The 16981-nt window shown below is 33.9% G+C and carries 13 protein-coding genes and 1 other annotated feature; of the genes, 11 read left to right on the forward strand and 2 right to left on the reverse strand.

Going from position 1 to position 16981, the window contains the following annotated elements; genetic code table 11:
* Positions 1 to 29: 29 nt before the first annotated feature.
* From prfB to RWL86_RS02470, 5 genes are all read left to right on the forward strand, one after another.
* Positions 30 to 1143 (forward strand): peptide chain release factor 2 gene (gene prfB, locus RWL86_RS02450; protein ID WP_314077009.1). Its coding sequence is split into 2 segments (ribosomal slippage): positions 30 to 86 and positions 88 to 1143, totalling 1113 coding nucleotides; the frame shifts between segments, so codons are not numbered across the junction.
* A gap of 210 nt (positions 1144 to 1353) precedes the next feature.
* Positions 1354 to 2790, forward strand: a complete 1437-nt coding sequence (locus RWL86_RS02455; protein WP_314077010.1) for a hypothetical protein — start codon at positions 1354 to 1356, stop codon at positions 2788 to 2790.
* A gap of 107 nt (positions 2791 to 2897) precedes the next feature.
* Entirely contained in the window at positions 2898 to 3584 is a 687-nt protein-coding gene (gene ftsE / locus RWL86_RS02460; protein WP_314077011.1) for a cell division ATP-binding protein FtsE, read from the forward strand.
* Positions 3574 to 4461, forward strand: coding sequence for a permease-like cell division protein FtsX (gene ftsX / locus RWL86_RS02465; RefSeq protein WP_314077012.1), 888 nt, complete (start codon positions 3574 to 3576; stop codon positions 4459 to 4461). The genes ftsE and ftsX overlap by 11 nt, the downstream gene beginning before the upstream one ends.
* A gap of 66 nt (positions 4462 to 4527) precedes the next feature.
* Positions 4528 to 4739: a binding site (T-box leader), on the forward strand.
* A gap of 60 nt (positions 4740 to 4799) precedes the next feature.
* Complete coding sequence (locus RWL86_RS02470) at positions 4800 to 7445, forward strand: valine--tRNA ligase (RefSeq protein WP_314077013.1); 2646 nt, start codon at positions 4800 to 4802, stop codon at positions 7443 to 7445.
* Positions 7446 to 7739: 294 nt separating this feature from the next.
* Here RWL86_RS02470 and RWL86_RS02475 read toward each other — a convergent pair whose 3' ends face one another.
* Together RWL86_RS02475 and RWL86_RS02480 are read right to left on the reverse strand one after the other, a co-directional pair.
* Positions 7740 to 8516: a ferredoxin reductase gene (locus tag RWL86_RS02475; protein WP_314077014.1), complete on the reverse strand. Its 777-nt coding sequence runs from the start codon at positions 8514 to 8516 to the stop codon at positions 7740 to 7742.
* A gap of 89 nt (positions 8517 to 8605) precedes the next feature.
* On the reverse strand, positions 8606 to 9169 hold the full coding sequence (locus RWL86_RS02480; RefSeq protein WP_314077021.1) for a TetR/AcrR family transcriptional regulator: 564 nt from the start codon (positions 9167 to 9169) through the stop codon (positions 8606 to 8608).
* Positions 9170 to 9743: 574 nt separating this feature from the next.
* Here RWL86_RS02480 and RWL86_RS02485 point away from each other — a divergent pair.
* The 6 genes from RWL86_RS02485 (at position 9744) to RWL86_RS02510 (ending at position 16878) form a co-directional block, all read left to right on the forward strand.
* Positions 9744 to 11003 (forward strand): folylpolyglutamate synthase/dihydrofolate synthase family protein, encoded by a 1260-nt coding sequence (locus RWL86_RS02485; RefSeq protein ID WP_314077015.1) that lies wholly within the window; start codon positions 9744 to 9746, stop codon positions 11001 to 11003.
* Between the two features lie 65 nt (positions 11004 to 11068).
* On the forward strand, positions 11069 to 11755 hold the full coding sequence (gene radC, locus RWL86_RS02490) for a DNA repair protein RadC (RefSeq protein WP_227930990.1): 687 nt from the start codon (positions 11069 to 11071) through the stop codon (positions 11753 to 11755).
* Between the two features lie 199 nt (positions 11756 to 11954).
* The gene (locus RWL86_RS02495; RefSeq protein WP_314077016.1) at positions 11955 to 12323 is read left to right on the forward strand and encodes a PBECR2 nuclease fold domain-containing protein; all 369 of its coding nucleotides are present in this window, start codon (positions 11955 to 11957) and stop codon (positions 12321 to 12323) included.
* Between the two features lie 266 nt (positions 12324 to 12589).
* The gene (locus RWL86_RS02500) at positions 12590 to 13663 is read left to right on the forward strand and encodes a D-alanine--D-alanine ligase (protein ID WP_314077017.1); all 1074 of its coding nucleotides are present in this window, start codon (positions 12590 to 12592) and stop codon (positions 13661 to 13663) included.
* A gap of 47 nt (positions 13664 to 13710) precedes the next feature.
* Complete coding sequence (gene murF, locus RWL86_RS02505) at positions 13711 to 15099, forward strand: UDP-N-acetylmuramoyl-tripeptide--D-alanyl-D-alanine ligase (RefSeq protein WP_314077018.1); 1389 nt, start codon at positions 13711 to 13713, stop codon at positions 15097 to 15099.
* Positions 15100 to 15348: 249 nt separating this feature from the next.
* Positions 15349 to 16878: a DEAD/DEAH box helicase gene (locus tag RWL86_RS02510; protein WP_314077019.1), complete on the forward strand. Its 1530-nt coding sequence runs from the start codon at positions 15349 to 15351 to the stop codon at positions 16876 to 16878.
* Positions 16879 to 16981 lie beyond the last annotated feature (103 nt).

A 16981-nucleotide genomic window follows, 5' to 3' on the forward strand; every position in this document is an offset into this window, starting at 1 on the left:
CCTTTTTACAATGAGAATAGGAGAATGGTATGGAAATTAGTGAAATCAGAAATACATTAGAAAAAATGAGTACGCAAATGACAAGTTATAGGGGGTCTCTTTGACTTAGAACATTTAGAAGAAGATATTGCTTCTTATGAGCAACAAATGTCAGAACCTGGATTTTGGGATGATAATGAAAAAGCACAAATTGTTATTCAAAAGAGTAATGAATTAAAAGCAGTCTATGATACTTTCCATCAATTAGAACTACAAGTAGAAGAAGTGGAACTGCTATTTGAAATGTATAAGGAAGATCCCGAAGAAGAAATTCATGATGAATTAGTGGAACGTGTTCATAGTGTTGAAAAAGAACTAGAAAAATATGAATTAAGTATGTTACTAAGTGGGCCTCATGATAAATGTAGTGCGATTTTAGAAATTCATCCAGGAGCTGGTGGTACAGAATCACAAGACTGGGGAAGTATGCTGTTAAGAATGTATACAAGATGGGCTGAACAACATGGATATCGTATTGAAACAGTCGACTATCAAGATGGAGAAGAAGCTGGTATTAAGTCTGTGACCTTATCTATTGAAGGATTAAATGCCTATGGTTATTTGAAGAGTGAAAAAGGGGTGCATCGTTTAGTGAGAATTTCTCCATTTGATGCTGCTGGAAAACGTCATACTTCATTTTGTTCCATTGATATTATGCCTCAATTAGAAGGGGATATTGATATTGAAATTAATCCGGATGATTTGAAAATTGATGTCTATCGTGCGAGCGGTGCTGGTGGGCAACATATTAATAAAACTTCATCAGCTGTTCGTATTACGCATATTCCAACTGGAATTGTAACGCAAAGTCAGGCGCAGCGTTCGCAATTTAAAAATAAAGATCAAGCGATGGCAATGTTAAAAACGAAGTTATATCAATTAGAAGAAGAGAAGAAAGCAGCTGAGTTAGCTGAAATTCGTGGCGAACAAAAAGATATTGCTTGGGGTTCTCAAATTCGAAATTATGTCTTCCATCCGTATTCTTTAGTAAAGGATTTGCGTTCGGGTCATGAAACGGGGAATATTGGTGCTGTTATGGATGGAGATCTAGATCCATTTATGGATGCGTATTTAAAATGGACACTATCCGGCGAAACGGAATAAAAATTGACTTTTTGAAATAGTAGTAAAAAGGACGCCAGCAGCTTCGCTTTGCGAATCTCATGGTTCATGCTACTAATTCATTAAATCATTAAAAGTTGTTTGGATTTTATATTCAAACAACTTTATTTTTCGGAAAAAAGTCAAAAAACATTTGTTTTATAATGATGAAAGCGGTAAAATAGAATTAGAAAATATAAGGGGGTTTTGGGAATGGAATATACGGTTAATGAACTTCATGAGTTATTTGATACACTAGATTTAATTGAAGAATTAAGTCAAGAATACGAATATTTTGATAACAATCAGTTGAATCATCGTGCAGATGTACTTCGCTTTGAGTTTATGGATAAAAATATGAAATCTCAAAACTCAAAGATGATTTACCAATATTTTATCGAGCATTTAGATGAATTAAAACCTTATGAAAAAAAGAAATTACAGCAGGTTTCTGATTATTTTTTGAAAAATAAGTATGCACAAAAATATTTTGGAGAAACTTTTAACAATTTACAGAATGAATTAAAAGAAAAATGGTCTGAGTATTTAACACCTAAATTGTTTGAATTCTCTTTTGAAAAAGATTTAGATAATATTCGATTATTTTATTCTGACTATTATTCTGAAAAATTTCATCTTCATTCTCCTAATTATAAAGAAATTTTAACGTATCTATATGGTAAGGACTTTGTCTGCTCTTGTTGTGGACAATTGAACAATTATCAGAAAAAAATTATTCAATTCTATAAAAATACTATTCTTTCTAAAAACATTCCAACAAGTGCAGAAGTCTGTGATTTAATGCTTACACAACAACAAGCTTCCGATTTCTTTAATTTCTTTCTTAATCAAGTTAGTGATTTGGCTAAAACTTATACGATTACAGCAGAATTTCATCAAAAAGCAAAAGTGATAAAAAATAATCATAAAATTTATATATACTTATCTTCATACCATTCCTTTTCGATTTCTCTATTTGAATTTTTAGAATTATTTGGAGAAGCTTATTCAAAGATATTTAATAAAACAGATAGCAGTACGTCTGAAGAAAATTTGAATTATAAAAAACAAGCTTTTAGCTATTATGCAGCATTATTGCCAATAGTATCTTTAGATATAGCTAAAATAATTTCTGATTTTTTTGTAAATATTGGGACACCGAGAGAGGTTTCAAATGTGATATTCAAAAATTTTTTAGCCATTAGACGAAATCCTGTTTCATTATATAATATTAATATGATTCAAATCTTTTTGATTGATTTGATTGCTGCTGAATTAGAAGAAAAATGGTTTGATGGAGAAATTACTTCGAGAGAACTATTGATTCAATGGGAAGAATTAATGGATGAGTATTTCGTCAAAGTATCTTTTAATAAGTTTGAAATTTCAATAAGAATTTTTCATTCATTGTTAGAAGGTTTGGGATTTCCACTATTAAGAATAGGAATTCTATTAAGCTTGTTTGAACATGGTATGTTAAATGAACATTATAATCATCCCCTTCAATCCTTGTTGAATCATTTTAGAAATCATTCGTTAGGACAGTGGATTCCTGATGAACTATTTTTAACGCCACACACGGTTAAAGAAGAAACGGTACAATATTTACTTTTCCATCTTTCTCAGTTATATCATAATGTTTATTCTTAGAATTTCAAAATTGAAATCTGTTTGTAATATTTCATCAATAGAATGTCATCAGAAAAATGGTATAATAGATAAGACATAGACTATGATTAGAGAAAGCTGGTGAGCGCATGATTGAAATGATGAATGTTTCAAAAAAATATGGAAAAGGTATTTTAGCCGTAAATAATTTATCTGTCAGAATTCAAGATGGAGAATTTGTATATGTTGTTGGCCCATCAGGTGCAGGGAAATCAACATTTATAAAAATGATGTATCGTCAAGAAAAAGCTACTAAAGGACGAATTACTGTAGGAAAATATGATTTAACAAAAATGAGAGAACGTGAAATTCCTTATTTAAGACGTTATGTAGGAGTTGTGTTCCAAGATTTTAAATTATTACCACGTTTAACAGTATTTGAAAATGTTGCGTATGCGATGGAAGTAATTGAAAAAGCACCAAAAGAAATTCAACGAAAAGTTGAAGAAGTATTAGCTTTAGTAAACTTAAAACATCGTATGATGATGTTTCCGGACCAATTATCAGGGGGCGAACAACAACGTGTAGCAATTGCCAGAGCAATTGTAAATAATCCTGCTGTGTTAATTGCAGATGAACCAACAGGAAACTTAGATCCAGAAACTTCTATGGAAATTATGGATATTTTAGAAAGAATTAATCAACAAGGGACAACGATTGTAATGGCAACTCATAATAGCCAAATTGTAAATGAAAAGAAACATCGAGTATTGGCAATTGAAATGGGTCGTATTGTACGTGACCAAGAGGATGGAGAGTACGGATATGAAGATTAGAACAATGTGGCGTCATATTCGTGATGCAGTAAAAAGTTTATTTAGAAATGGTTGGTCTACATTTGGTGCGATTTCTGCGGTGTCAATGGTATTGTTACTAGTAGGGATTTTTGTTTCGTTATTATTTAATATGAATAAAATTGCCACAGATGTAGAACAAGATGTAAACGTTCGTGTGTATATTGATTTAGCAGCTGATGAAACAAAAACAGCGGAATTGAAGGCTGCGATTGAAGCACTGGATACGGTCGATACGGTGAAATTCCGTTCAAAAGATGAAGAATTAGAAGACATCACTAAGAGTGTTGCACAAGAATTTGAATTATTTAAAAATGATAGTAATCCATTGAGAGATGCATTTGATGTCAGTACTAAAAATCCAAAACAAACAAAAGAAGTTGCCAATGTGATTGAAAAAATGGATTATGTAGCTCGTGTTAACTATGGTGGAGCACGTGCAGATACATTATTTAAAGTCATTGCAACTGCACGAAATGTTGGGATTGGAGTCATTTCTGTATTATTAATTATTGCGCTGTTTTTAATTTCTAATACAATTCGATCTACGATTTATGCACGAAAAACAGAAATTGAAATTATGCAATTAGTAGGAGCAACAAAAGCTTATATTCGTTGGCCGTTCTTCTTAGAAGGTGGGTTAATTGGATTGATTGGTTCCATTCTACCTATTACATTGTTGTGGATTTTATATTTATGGGTGTATAAAGGTGGAAGTGATTTCTTTGCGGGGTCAAACTTTAGCTTATTAGCACCAAATCCTTTCTTATACCGTCTATCTTGGACGATGGCTGGAGTTGGGATTTTAATTGGATCATTTGGCTCGATTTTCTCAATGCGTCGTTTCTTGAAAAAATAAGTAGAATAAATGCAAGGAAAATCATTTGCAAGTATTGTTAAACAATGGTAGACTATATTCCATAGAATAAAAGCATTGCACAAGAGGAGTAATACGAATTTAAGTTGATAGAGAGAGAAGGGCTGGTGAAACTTCTTAACGAATTTGTATGAAGGTAGCTTGTAAGTTGGCTAGGGGAATGATAGTAACTTAGCTCGGAGTAGACTTCGTTAACAACGTCAAAGGCATCAGTTATGATGCGAATATTAGGTGGTACCACGAAAATAATCGTCCTATGAAGTGAATCTTCATAGGATTTTTTTATTGTATCAAAATTATTTCATCAAGGAGGAAAAAGAATGGCAAAAGAAATGTCACCAAAGTTTCAACCACAAGAAGTTGAAGCAGGAAAATATCAATGGTGGGTTGAATCAGGAGTCTTCCATCCAAATGAAGATCCAAATGCAGAACCTTATTCAATCGTTATTCCACCACCAAATGTAACAGGGAAATTACACTTAGGACATGCATGGGACGTTACATTACAAGATATGATTATTCGTCAAAAACGTATGCAAGGGTACGATACATTATGGTTACCAGGTATGGACCATGCAGGAATTGCAACTCAAGCAAAAGTAGAAGAAAAATTACGTGGAGAAGGCTTATCTCGTTATGACCTTGGACGTGAAAAATTCTTAGAACAAACATGGGAATGGAAAGAAGAATATGCTAGCCATATCCGTGAACAATGGACAAAAATGGGAATTTCTGTGGACTATCGCCGTGAACGCTTTACATTAGACCAAGGGCTATCAGATGCTGTTAAAAAAGTATTCGTAACTTTATATGAAAAAGGCTTAATTTACCGTGGAGAATACATTATTAACTGGGATCCAAAAGCAAAAACTTCATTATCAGATATCGAAGTTATTCATAAAGATGTAGAAGGTGCTTTCTACCATATGAATTATCCATTAGCAGACGGAAGTGGAGTATTAGAAGTTGCAACGACTCGTCCTGAAACGCTACTTGGAGATACTGCTGTTGCAGTTCACCCTGAAGATGAACGTTATCAAGCATTGATTGGAAAAACAGTTATCTTGCCATTAGTTGGAAAAGAAATTCCAATTATTGCAGATGAGTATGTTGAACAAGATTTTGGAACAGGGGTTGTAAAAATTACGCCTGCACATGACCCAAATGATTTTGAAGTTGGTAATCGTCATAATTTACCGCGTGTAAATGTCATGAATGATGATGCAACAATGAATGAATTAGCTGGAAAATACGAAGGTATGGATCGTTTTGCAGCTCGTAAAGCTATTGTTAAAGATTTAGAAGAAGCAGGTCTTCTTGTGAAAATCGAAAAACATGTTCACAGTGTGGGACATTCTGAACGTACAGACGTTGTTGTAGAACCTCGTTTATCAAAACAATGGTTTGTTAAAATGGGACCTTTAGCAGAACAAGCGATTCAAGCACAACGTGCAGAAGAAGACAATACGGTTAATTTCTACCCACCACGTTTTAATGATGCTTACTTACGTTGGATGGAAAATATTCACGATTGGGTAATTTCTCGTCAATTATGGTGGGGACATCAAATTCCAGCATGGTATCATAATGAAACTGGTGAAGTATATGTTGGAATGGAAGCTCCAGCAGATGCAGAAAACTGGACACAAGATGTAGATGTATTAGATACATGGTTCTCATCTGCATTATGGCCATTTTCAACAATGGGTTGGCCTGATGTTGAAGCTAGTGACTATAAACGTTACTATCCAACAAGTACACTTGTAACAGGTTATGATATTTTAACATTCTGGGTAAGCCGTATGATGTTCCAAGGATTAGAATTTACTGGTAAACGTCCATTTAAAAATGTATTAATTCACGGATTAATTCGTGATAGCCAAGGACGTAAAATGAGTAAATCTCTTGGTAATGGTGTAGATCCAATGGAAGTTATCGAACAATACGGAGCAGATGCATTACGTTGGTTCTTAGCAAATGGTTCAGCGCCTGGACAAGATGTTCGTTATTCAACAGATAAAATGGATGCTGCGTGGAACTTTATTAACAAAATTTGGAATGCTAGCCGTTATGCATTAATGAATATTGGCGATTTAACAGTGGATCAATTAGATATTACTGGTGAAAAAACATTAGCAGACAAATGGATTTTAACTCGCTTAAATCAAGTCATTGCTAAAGTAACAGAATTATTCGAGAAATTTGAATTCGGTGAAGCAGGTCGTCTATTATATCGTTTCATTTGGGATGATTTCTGTGACTGGTATATTGAAATGTCTAAAGAAACATTAGCAGGAAATGATGAAGCTGCTAAATTAACAACTCGTAGCATTTTAGTGTATGTATTAGATCAAACATTACGTTTATTACACCCAATTATGCCATTCGTAACAGAAGAAATTTGGCAATCAGTTCCTCATATTGGAGATTCATTAGTAGTTACTCAATATCCAGTTGTACAAGAAAGTCAAATGGATGAAGCAGCAGCAGAAAAAATGGAATTCTTAATGGACTTTATTCGTTCAGTTCGTACAAGCAGAAATGAAATGAATACACCATTATCGAAACCAATTGCGATTGTTGCCAAAACTTCAAGCGCGGATATTCAAGCTATTTTATCAGAAAATGAAAGCTATATTGCTCGTTTCTGTAATCCTGAATCATTTGAATATGGTTTAGAAGTAGAAGCACCAAGTCATGCTGTAACAAGTGTCATTAGTGGAGCTGAAATCTATTTACCATTAGCAGGATTAATTAATATTGATGATGAAATCGCTCGTTTAGAAAAAGAAGCGGCTAAACTACAAGATGAAGTAAATCGTGTAGAGAAAAAATTATCAAATGAAAAATTCGTTGCGAAAGCACCAGAAGCTGTTGTAGAAGCAGAACGTGCAAAAGGAAAAGAATACGCTGATCAACGTCAAGCAGTTCTAGAACGTATTGCAACCTTAAAAACATTAGCATAAAAGAATTCTGAGATAAATCAGGTGTTCGATAAATCCTGTTGGTGAGAAATCACTAGCAGGATTTTTTCAGGCTCTTTGTCAAATAGGGTTGATGAAACAATTTTAGTGAAGGAATTAAGCAGCGTCAGGTTGCTTAATTCCTTTTTTAGTTGTTGTAGTAAATAGTTTGGACGCCTTTAATATAAGGGGTGAAGCCCTTTTTGTATACACTAAAATAGGGTTGGTGGATTTTCTCCATCAACCCTATAAATTATAGAACCGGAATGATTCAGATATACAGAAGACAGATTGCTTTTATTTCAAACCTGTAAACGAGCTTACTTGGATATTTTTGTTATCAATGCCATTTTCCTTTAAAAAATTCTTTATCTCATTTACATCATCAGGCTGACCTGTGATGAGATAGCTGGCTTGATTGCCGTATTCATCAATAGCACGTTTAAAAAATGCTTGACTTTGAGAAAGTTCATCGCTAGTTTTATAAGTAAAATTCGATGTGTTTTGAGCTAGTTCCTTCATCTCATTATCGAAAATAGTAACTCCTTTATCAAAATGGTTGAGAATAATCGGAGCTTTACCAGCCCATTCTTTGATAAGGGGGCGTAGAGCAGACATACCAACATCAGATGCAAAGCAAACTAGTGGCTGGTTCGTATCTTTAACGGTTAAAGAGGATTCAAGCCAACTCATCTCAATCTCACTTCCAGCCGGTAAATGTGCCAAAGTTTCTTTAAAGTGGCTACCACTATTATGCGTTAGAATGAGGATTTCATCTTCATCAGGTGTGGAGGCAATGGTTAGCCATCGACTGGTCTGATCTCCCTTAGCTTCGTTTTTCCTAGTAGCGGACGACGTATCAGGGAGTGTAAACTTAGCAAAAGCCCCAGCTTTCCAGGTTTGATGACTCGGCTTTGTGATATGAATTAAATACAGATCTCCTCTGGGGTTTTCGATGGATTTTATAGATAATTTCTGACTTCGTCCAAGATAGGCGATGGCACCCCAAGTTATAAGGGCTAGTAATCCAAGTATTGATAGAATGACAATAAACATTTTTTTACCTCTTTTCATTTTTTATGACTCCTGTTTTTTATTTTTTTGAATGAATCGAAATAAAATTCATTCACATATTTTCAAAAAAATAAAGAAAACCATTTTCTTTATTTTAGAACTCCTTTTATGAAGTTGGTTGCAAGTATTTCGACAGTTTTGCCTATATCTGGAAAATCTTTTTCCGTGATATGCATATCCATGTAGTAAAATAGGTTGTAAACTTGTAAAATCTCTTGAATCTTTTCTGGAGAATACCCTTCAGCCTGCATACGATTTGTAAAAGTTTTAACTAGAAATTTATGAAATGGATTTGCGACTTTGCCTTCTTCTGAGGAATAGTAGCTATGCAACTCATCTGCTATAGCAGGGTTGTACCATTCTGCAAGGATTTTATTGGAAGAAACGAGTGCTCTGGACTGAGCAAAGAGTTGACTAATAAGATCAATCATATCAATTTCCCAATCCAGTTCTTCGATCATAGCTTGGCGAACACGGTTGTTTTCACCTATGTAGATGTCTAGAAAAATGGCTTCTTTACTCTCGTAATAATTATAAAAAGAGCCTACTGCCATGCCAGCTTGTCTAGCAATTTCTGAAATTCCTGTTGCCTTGTAACCCTTTTTCGAAAAAACTTCGTAGGCCGCTGTTTTTAAAGCTTGTTTTTTGTCCAATTTGACCTTTCCTCCTTCAGGGTGAATGAATATTATATTTGGTTCATTCATATTTTAGTAAATCCTAGCTGGCTTGTCAATAAGAAAGCTAAATCTAGTTGTTTAACGATACTAGTTGTATCAGCAGTAAAACTATGGGAGTATTCACGGCAGAAGAAAAGATGTTTTCTTAATTTAAGAAAAGCAGGCAATCCAGAAACCAGATTAAGCGTAATTCTAGAAGCACGAGTACCGTTTTTAACAATAGAAAAATCACGCTTTACTCAACCATAATTAGGGCAAGCATCTGGGCAATAGGTATAGGTAGCGAAGAAAAACAGGCTTTGTTTCTTCTTAAAATACACTTCCTCCACATTATCTTCCCATTTTATATTTTTATCTTTGATTTGTAGCACAACTAGGGTTTTCATCTCCTCTTAAATAGTTTGGACGCTTTTAATAAAAGGGATGAAGCCCTTTTATATACCCTATAAATTATAGAACCATTTTTTGTTTAGATGGAGGTAGAAAGTTTAATATTTCTTGCAAGTTGAAGTTGGAATTTGTATGATGAAAAATGAAAGAAGGGGAGTTCATGCAAACTGTTAGAGAGTGGATATTAGATCGAATGAAATATAAACGAAAATATGGATTAGAAAGAATGAGGGTGTTAATGTCTCTTCTAGAAAATCCGCAAGATGATTATCCGATTATTCATGTGACAGGAACAAATGGGAAAGGTTCGACGATTGCGATGTTATCGTCCTTATTTGTTCATCAAGGGCAAAAGGTAGGAGCATTTGTTTCCCCTCATTTGATTGATTATACAGATCGTTTTTTAATCAATGGTAACGTAATGCCCGAAGAAGATTTTGAAATTGTTGGAGAGCTTGTTCGACAGGCAGAAGTAACATTGATAGATGAGTATGAACCATTAAGTTTCTTTGAAATCATGACGGCTATGGCTCTAGTCTATTTTTCTAGAAAAAAAGTAGAAGTTGCGTTATTAGAAGTAGGGATTGGTGGATTATTAGATACAACTAATGTTGTAAATTCAACGATGAGTGTGATTACATCGATTGGGATGGATCATGAAGAAATGTTAGGAAATACGCTTGAAGAAATTGCGATTCAAAAAACGGGGATTTTTAAACAAAACCAAGCAGTCGTATTAGGGAATTTACCATCAGAAGCACTACAAGTAGCTGAAGTAGTCGGAAAAGCTTATAACTGTGACATCCATCAGTTTGAACGAGAGTTTAGAATCGAACCGTTTGAAAAGGGACTAGTTTTTACAAATACAGATACTCAAATTCACATTTCTTATTTGAATTTAAAAGGGAAGTATCAATTAGAAAATGCTGCAGTAGCGTTAGAATGCTTTTTACGATTTGAGGAGAAATTACAATTTCCAATTGAATTATCTGCCATTCAAGAAAGTTTCCAAACGGTTACTTGGCCAGGAAGAATGGAAGTAGTGCATCAAAGCCCTACAGTAATATTAGATGGAGCTCATAATATTCATGCATTAAAACGATTGGTTGAAACGGTAAAACAACATGGAGAACTGGAAGCTCAACATACGATTTTGTTTTCTGCACTAAAGAGAAAACACTATATAGAAATGGTCGATTACTTACGAGAAGAATTACCCAAGGCTCGTTTAGTAATAACAACATTTGATTATGTAGGAGCCATTGAAAAAACGGACTATCCTTCGAGTGAAGTTGAATTTGTGGAGGAGGCGTATCCATTTATCGAGAAATATGTCACACAAACATCTAGTAAGGAAATACTTTGGATCACAGGCTCTCTCTATTTTATTTCTTTTATAAGAAAATTTTTCGTAAAATAAAATTTTTTTTGTTTTTTTTTGCGTATATATAAGTGAAAGTATCATTTGTAAGAGGAGGCAATAAAATGGAACTAGATCAACAATTATTAGAATTACCTTTGGAGTCAATGCCAAGAGAACGATTAGAAAAATTAGGAGCTAAAAGTCTAGAAACTTATGAATTATTAGCGATTTTACTTCGAACAGGCTCCAGAGAGTTAAATGTACTACAATTAGCGAAAGTCGTATTAAATACGTTTGAAGATTTATTTACATTGAAAATGGCAACAGTGGAAGAATTAATGGCGATTCATGGAATTGGACGAACAAAAGCCATTGAATTAAAAGCTGCAATGGAATTGGGCATTCGGTTAGGAACAGCGAAACAAACAAAATTAGGTCATATTACAAGCTCGCAAAAAGCGGGAGAATGTATTATGGAAGAATTAAAAGATTTATATCAAGAACATTTAATTGCTTTATTTTTAAATTCAAAAAATGAAGTGATTAAGAAAAAAATTATTTTTCGAGGAGGACTGAATCAAGCAGTCGTTCATCCAAGAGAAATTTTTAGAGAAGCGGTTCGTTTTTCTGCAGCAAGAATCATTATCGGACATAATCATCCAAGTGGTAATGTTACCCCGTCTCAAGCGGATATTGATTTTACAAGACGATTATCGGAATGTGGAGAAATGATGGGAATTGAATTGTTAGATCATTTTATTGTGGGGGATCATTCATATTGTTCCTTAAAAGAAGAGGGATATTTCTAAAGGAGAATATTTAACTCGATTTTTTCATCTTTTAGATTTAAAAGGTTAAAGTTGTATCATTAAAAGTCAAAGTAAAATACTTAAAATTTACTACTTACATAAGATAGATTTCATTTATTTTTACTATTGTGATAATTTCTATAATACTTCCCACAATAGTTAACAAGTTTTGCTACACTTTATGTGGGAGGATTGGACAATGAAAGTTGAGAGGTATATTAAAGAATTATTAGGTATAGTTAGTGAAGTCCAGAATATTAAATTTTCAAAAACTAATCTTGAAAAACATTTAATTAAAAGAAACCATATAGATGTTTTAAAATATTTTGATAAGATAGAAGAAATTATAAATAATCCAGATTATGTAGGAATGAATCCAAATGAAAAATCTGAGAGTATAGAGTATGTAAAGATTTTTGAAGATAATGTTTTAGTAGCATTAAAAATTCATGGTTCTAAGGATTTTTATTATATACCTAGTATGTATACAATAACGGATTATAAATTGCAATCTCGATTATTTAGTGGGAGACTGAAAAAAGTTGACAATAAAAATAATAAGCCGTAAAATATAGATAACAAGTATTATTCTTTGAGGGCAGAAAGGGTTCCTGCCGCACCTTATTGAGGTACCTGAGATGCTGGATACACCGACCAGCCAAGGAATAATCGTAAATCTGTTGAAGAGTCAAGTTTGCTTGGCTCTTTTTATATTTTTTGAAGTTGCTTTGGCAAAATGTGAGTACCTTGTCAGTTTATAGTGCATTTGATATACTAGTGTATGAACTATGAAAGAAGTATCTAGATAAGATAGTTCTAGTTGGAGGATTGTTTATGAAAATTATAGTCGTTTATGGAGGCAAAAGTGCTGAACATGATATTTCAATTTTAACGGCTTTTTCAATTATTAAAGAAATCTATTTTGATTATTATGAAGTTCAACCAGTCTATATTAATCGAAAAGGAGAATGGCTGAAAGGTGAACCGTTAACAGGCCCTGTAGCTTTTTCTGAAGCATTAAGATTAGAAGCAAGTCAAGAAGCTCACTTTGCAACAAGTGAAGGAGAAGTTTCGACAGGTGTACTTGTAACTCCTTATGATTTAAAAGAAGAGGAATGTGTTGTTTTCCCAGTATTACATGGACCTAATGGGGAAGATGGAACCATTCAAGGATTGTTTGAAATGATGGATGTTCCTTACGTTGGATGTGGCGTATTGGCAAGCGCTTGTGGAATGGATAAAATTACAAGTAAACAATTATTCCAACAAGCAGGATTACCACAATTACCATATGTACCATTTAATAAAACTCAATGGAAACAAAATCCTGAAAGTATTTATAATAAAATTGAAGGAACATTAATTTACCCAGTATTTGTTAAACCAGCTAATATGGGATCAAGTGTAGGAATTTCAAAAGCGGAAAATCGTGAAGAACTAACGACCGCAATTATGGAAGCATTGAAATATGATCGTAGAATTGTCGTAGAGCAAGGAATTGAAGCAAGAGAAATTGAGTGTGCAGTTCTAGGAAATGACGAAGCAAACACTTCAGTTGTAGGAGAAATTGTTAAGACTAGTGGTTTTTATGACTACAATGAAAAATATATTAACAATACCGTTACATTAGAAATTCCAGCGCAAATTTCTGATGAAGTTTCTGCTAAAGTAAGAGAATATTCTGCAAAAGCATTCCGTGCCATTGATGGTAGTGGGTTAACAAGATGTGATTTCTTCTTAACGGAGACAAATGATATTTATATTAATGAAGTAAATACTTTACCAGGATTTACTCAATTTAGTATGTATCCACTTTTATGGGAGAAAACAGGAATTTCTTATAAAGATTTAGTGAATGAATTAATTCAATTAGCTTTAAAACGTTATAAAGATCGACAAAATGCATAAAAAAGGCGCCTCACCGAGGCGCTTTTTGTGAGAGAGGAAGTAAAAACATGGCAATCGGAACAGTGGCACAAATTGTAAAAGCTGTTAAAGCAATTGATTATCAAACAGATTATCGTTTTGATATGATTGAGTCAGTTTCATTTGATACAAGAAAATTATCTCAAAATAGTCTATTTATTCCTTTGAAAGGACAAACAGATGGACATGATTATATTCAACAAGCAATAGAAAAAGGCGCAAAAGCTGTATTTTGGGGAAGACAAGAACAAACTCCACCAGAAGGGATTTGTGCGATTTGGGTAGATGATCCACTAGAAGCTTTCCAAGAGTTAGCGAAATGGTATTTGGAAAAAGTTCAACCAAATGTTATTGGAATTACAGGAAGTTCTGGGAAAACAACGACAAAAGATATGACAGCTGCGGTACTTGCTAGTCGCTATCGTGTTTATAAAACACAAGGAAATTTTAATAATGATATTGGATTACCTCAAACGATTTTAGATATGCCAGAAGATACCGAACAATTAGTGTTAGAAATGGGTATGAGTGATTTTGGTGAAATTGAATTTTTAAGTAAACTTGCAAAACCTTCTGTAGCAGCGATTACTCTAATTGGTGAATCCCATATGGAAAATTTAGGAAGTCGTGCAGGAATTGCAAAGGCAAAATTAGAAATCTTAAAAGGATTGCGTGAAAAAGGAAGTATCATTTTCCCAGCTAATGAACCTTTATTAGAACAACAACTAGAAGAAATGCAGGCAGAAGAACACTTTAAGGTGTTACCGTTCGGAGAAGGTAGTAGCAGTGTGATTCAGGCTGAAAATATTCAATTATTTGAAGACCATACTATTTTTGACTTAGTGAAACCTTCCAACCATTCTGTTCAACTTCCTGTATTAGGAGCTTACAATGTCAATAATGCGTTAGCTGCCCTTCAAGTAGGATTAGAATGTGGTGTGCCATTAGAACAAGCCATTGAAGCGATTCAACAGTTTGAATTAACAAAAAATCGTACGCAATGGGTAGAAGGCATTCATGGTTCAAAAATTTTAAATGATGCTTATAATGCAAGTCCAATTGCGATGAAATCTGTCATTCAATCCTTTACATCCGTAGCAACTAATGGACGTAAAATTGTCGTATTAGGAGACATTCGTGAATTAGGAGAACAATCAAAAGCATTACATGCTAGTATTTCTGAAGTAATGTTCCAAGAGAAAATTCAAGAAGTGTATTTATACGGGGAAGAAATGAGTGCTTTATTTGAAGCGTTAAAATCTCGTTTTGAAGCATCTCACTTACATTATGTTGAAAGTGATAAAGCTGCATTGATCCAATTGTTAAAAGAAGATTTACAACAAAATGACCAAGTGTTAGTGAAGTCTAGTAATGGTACTGGATTATTAGCGGTTGTAGAGGCATTAAAAGAAACATAATTTTTATTTGTTCAGTATTTCATTTGTGGAATCGAAGGGCTTTTCTTTGCAATCTATCTTTGAACATGCTATAGTACTTGGAGAGTTGAGAAGTTTACACAAATGTAATGATATATATCATGAAGGTTGAACAAGTAATATTGTATAATCTCGTAATGTTCAGAAGTCTGGAGCTCAAGATGTTCCAGACTTTTATTGTGAAGGTAAAATACCTCGTGTGCTTCTCTTCAGTAGTACAAGGAGGAAAATATGAAATTTAATGAATTAGGTTTAGATTCAGCCTTATTAGAATCTATTGAAAAAATGGGGTTTGAGGAAGCAACACCGATCCAATCACAAACGATTCCATTAGCTTTAGCCGGTAAAGATGTGATTGGTCAAGCGCAAACAGGTACAGGGAAAACAGCTTCTTTTGGATTACCAATGCTTCAAAAAATTAATCTTCGTAATCGTAAAGTACAAGGATTAGTCATTGCTCCAACACGTGAGTTAGCGATTCAAACGCAAGAAGAATTATATCGCTTAGGAAAAGATAAAAAAATTCATGTACAAGCTGTTTATGGTGGTGCAGATATCGGTCGTCAAATTCGCCAATTAAAAGATCAACCACACATCGTAGTTGGAACACCTGGACGTTTATTAGACCACATTTCTAGAAAAACACTTCGCTTAGACAATATTGAAACATTAGTATTAGATGAAGCGGATGAAATGTTAAACATGGGATTTTTAGATGATATCGAATCGATTATTAAATTAGTCCCAGAAAACCGCCAAACGTTATTATTCTCTGCCACAATGCCAGATGATATTAAACGAATTGGAGTTCAGTTTATGAAAGAACCTGAACATGTTCGTATTAAATCAAGTGAAATGACAGCGACATTAATTGATCAATATTTTGTAAAATGTAAAGATTTTGAAAAATTTGATATTATGACTCGTCTATTAGATGTTCAAACACCTGAATTAACAATTGTATTCGGTCGTACAAAACGTCGTGTGGATGAATTAGCACGTGGACTTGAAATGCGTGGTTATCGTGCAGAAGGAATTCATGGAGATTTAAGTCAACAAAAACGTATGAGTGTTTTACGTGATTTTAAAAATAATCATTTAGATATTTTAGTAGCAACAGACGTAGCTGCACGTGGATTAGATATTTCAGGTGTAACGCATGTTTATAACTACGATATTCCACAAGATCCAGAAAGTTATGTTCACCGTATTGGACGTACAGGACGTGCGGGACAAGAAGGAATGTCAGTTACTTTTGTAACACCAAATGAAATGGATTATTTACGCGTCATTGAAGATTTAACTCGTAAGAGAATGACTGCATTACGTCCACCAACTCAAATGGAAGCATTAGAAGGACAAATGAAATCTGCCATTGAGCAAATTGATGAAAAAATGAAATCAGTAGATACTCGTCGCTTCAAAGAAGCTATTTCGTATTTATTAGATGAATATGAAGCAGATGAATTAGCAGCATTATTAGTGAGTGGAATGATTAAAGATCCAACAGAAATTCCTGTTAAAATCACTCCAGAACGTCCATTACCAAGTCGTAAACGTGGCAATAGTCGTGGAAACTACAACCGTAGCGATCGTAAAGATAACCGAGGTCGTAATGGTAAAGGAAGCTTCAAACGTAAAGAAGACCGCCGTGGTCGTGGGTTAGATGAAGAGTATACTCGCGGATATAAGAGTAAAGATTCTCGTCGTAGAAATCATAAAAAGAAATCTGACAAAGGATTTACCATCCGTCAAAAATAATCAGTGAGAAGACGACTTCGTGTCGTCTTTTTTAGTGGATAAATTTACTGGCTCTTTGTCAAATAGGGTTGATGAAACAATTTTAGTGAAGGAATTAAGCAGC

This window comes from uncultured Granulicatella sp., assembly GCF_963515095.1.
Classification (GTDB): Bacteria; Bacillota; Bacilli; order Lactobacillales; family Aerococcaceae; genus Granulicatella.

Bases quoted from the DNA above. Each gene is read 5' to 3' on its own strand.
- RWL86_RS02455 (WP_314077010.1), top strand. From the start codon at position 1,354: ATGGAATATACGGTTAATGAACTTCATGAGTTATTTGATACACTAGAT.
- ftsE (WP_314077011.1), top strand. From the start codon at position 2,898: ATGATTGAAATGATGAATGTTTCAAAAAAATATGGAAAAGGTATTTTA.
- ftsX (WP_314077012.1), top strand. From the start codon at position 3,574: ATGAAGATTAGAACAATGTGGCGTCATATTCGTGATGCAGTAAAAAGT.
- RWL86_RS02470 (WP_314077013.1), top strand. From the start codon at position 4,800: ATGGCAAAAGAAATGTCACCAAAGTTTCAACCACAAGAAGTTGAAGCA.
- RWL86_RS02475 (WP_314077014.1), bottom strand. From the start codon at position 8,516: ATGAAAAGAGGTAAAAAAATGTTTATTGTCATTCTATCAATACTTGGA.
- RWL86_RS02485 (WP_314077015.1), top strand. From the start codon at position 9,744: ATGCAAACTGTTAGAGAGTGGATATTAGATCGAATGAAATATAAACGA.
- radC (WP_227930990.1), top strand. From the start codon at position 11,069: ATGGAACTAGATCAACAATTATTAGAATTACCTTTGGAGTCAATGCCA.
- RWL86_RS02495 (WP_314077016.1), top strand. From the start codon at position 11,955: ATGAAAGTTGAGAGGTATATTAAAGAATTATTAGGTATAGTTAGTGAA.
- RWL86_RS02500 (WP_314077017.1), top strand. From the start codon at position 12,590: ATGAAAATTATAGTCGTTTATGGAGGCAAAAGTGCTGAACATGATATT.
- murF (WP_314077018.1), top strand. From the start codon at position 13,711: ATGGCAATCGGAACAGTGGCACAAATTGTAAAAGCTGTTAAAGCAATT.
- RWL86_RS02510 (WP_314077019.1), top strand. From the start codon at position 15,349: ATGAAATTTAATGAATTAGGTTTAGATTCAGCCTTATTAGAATCTATT.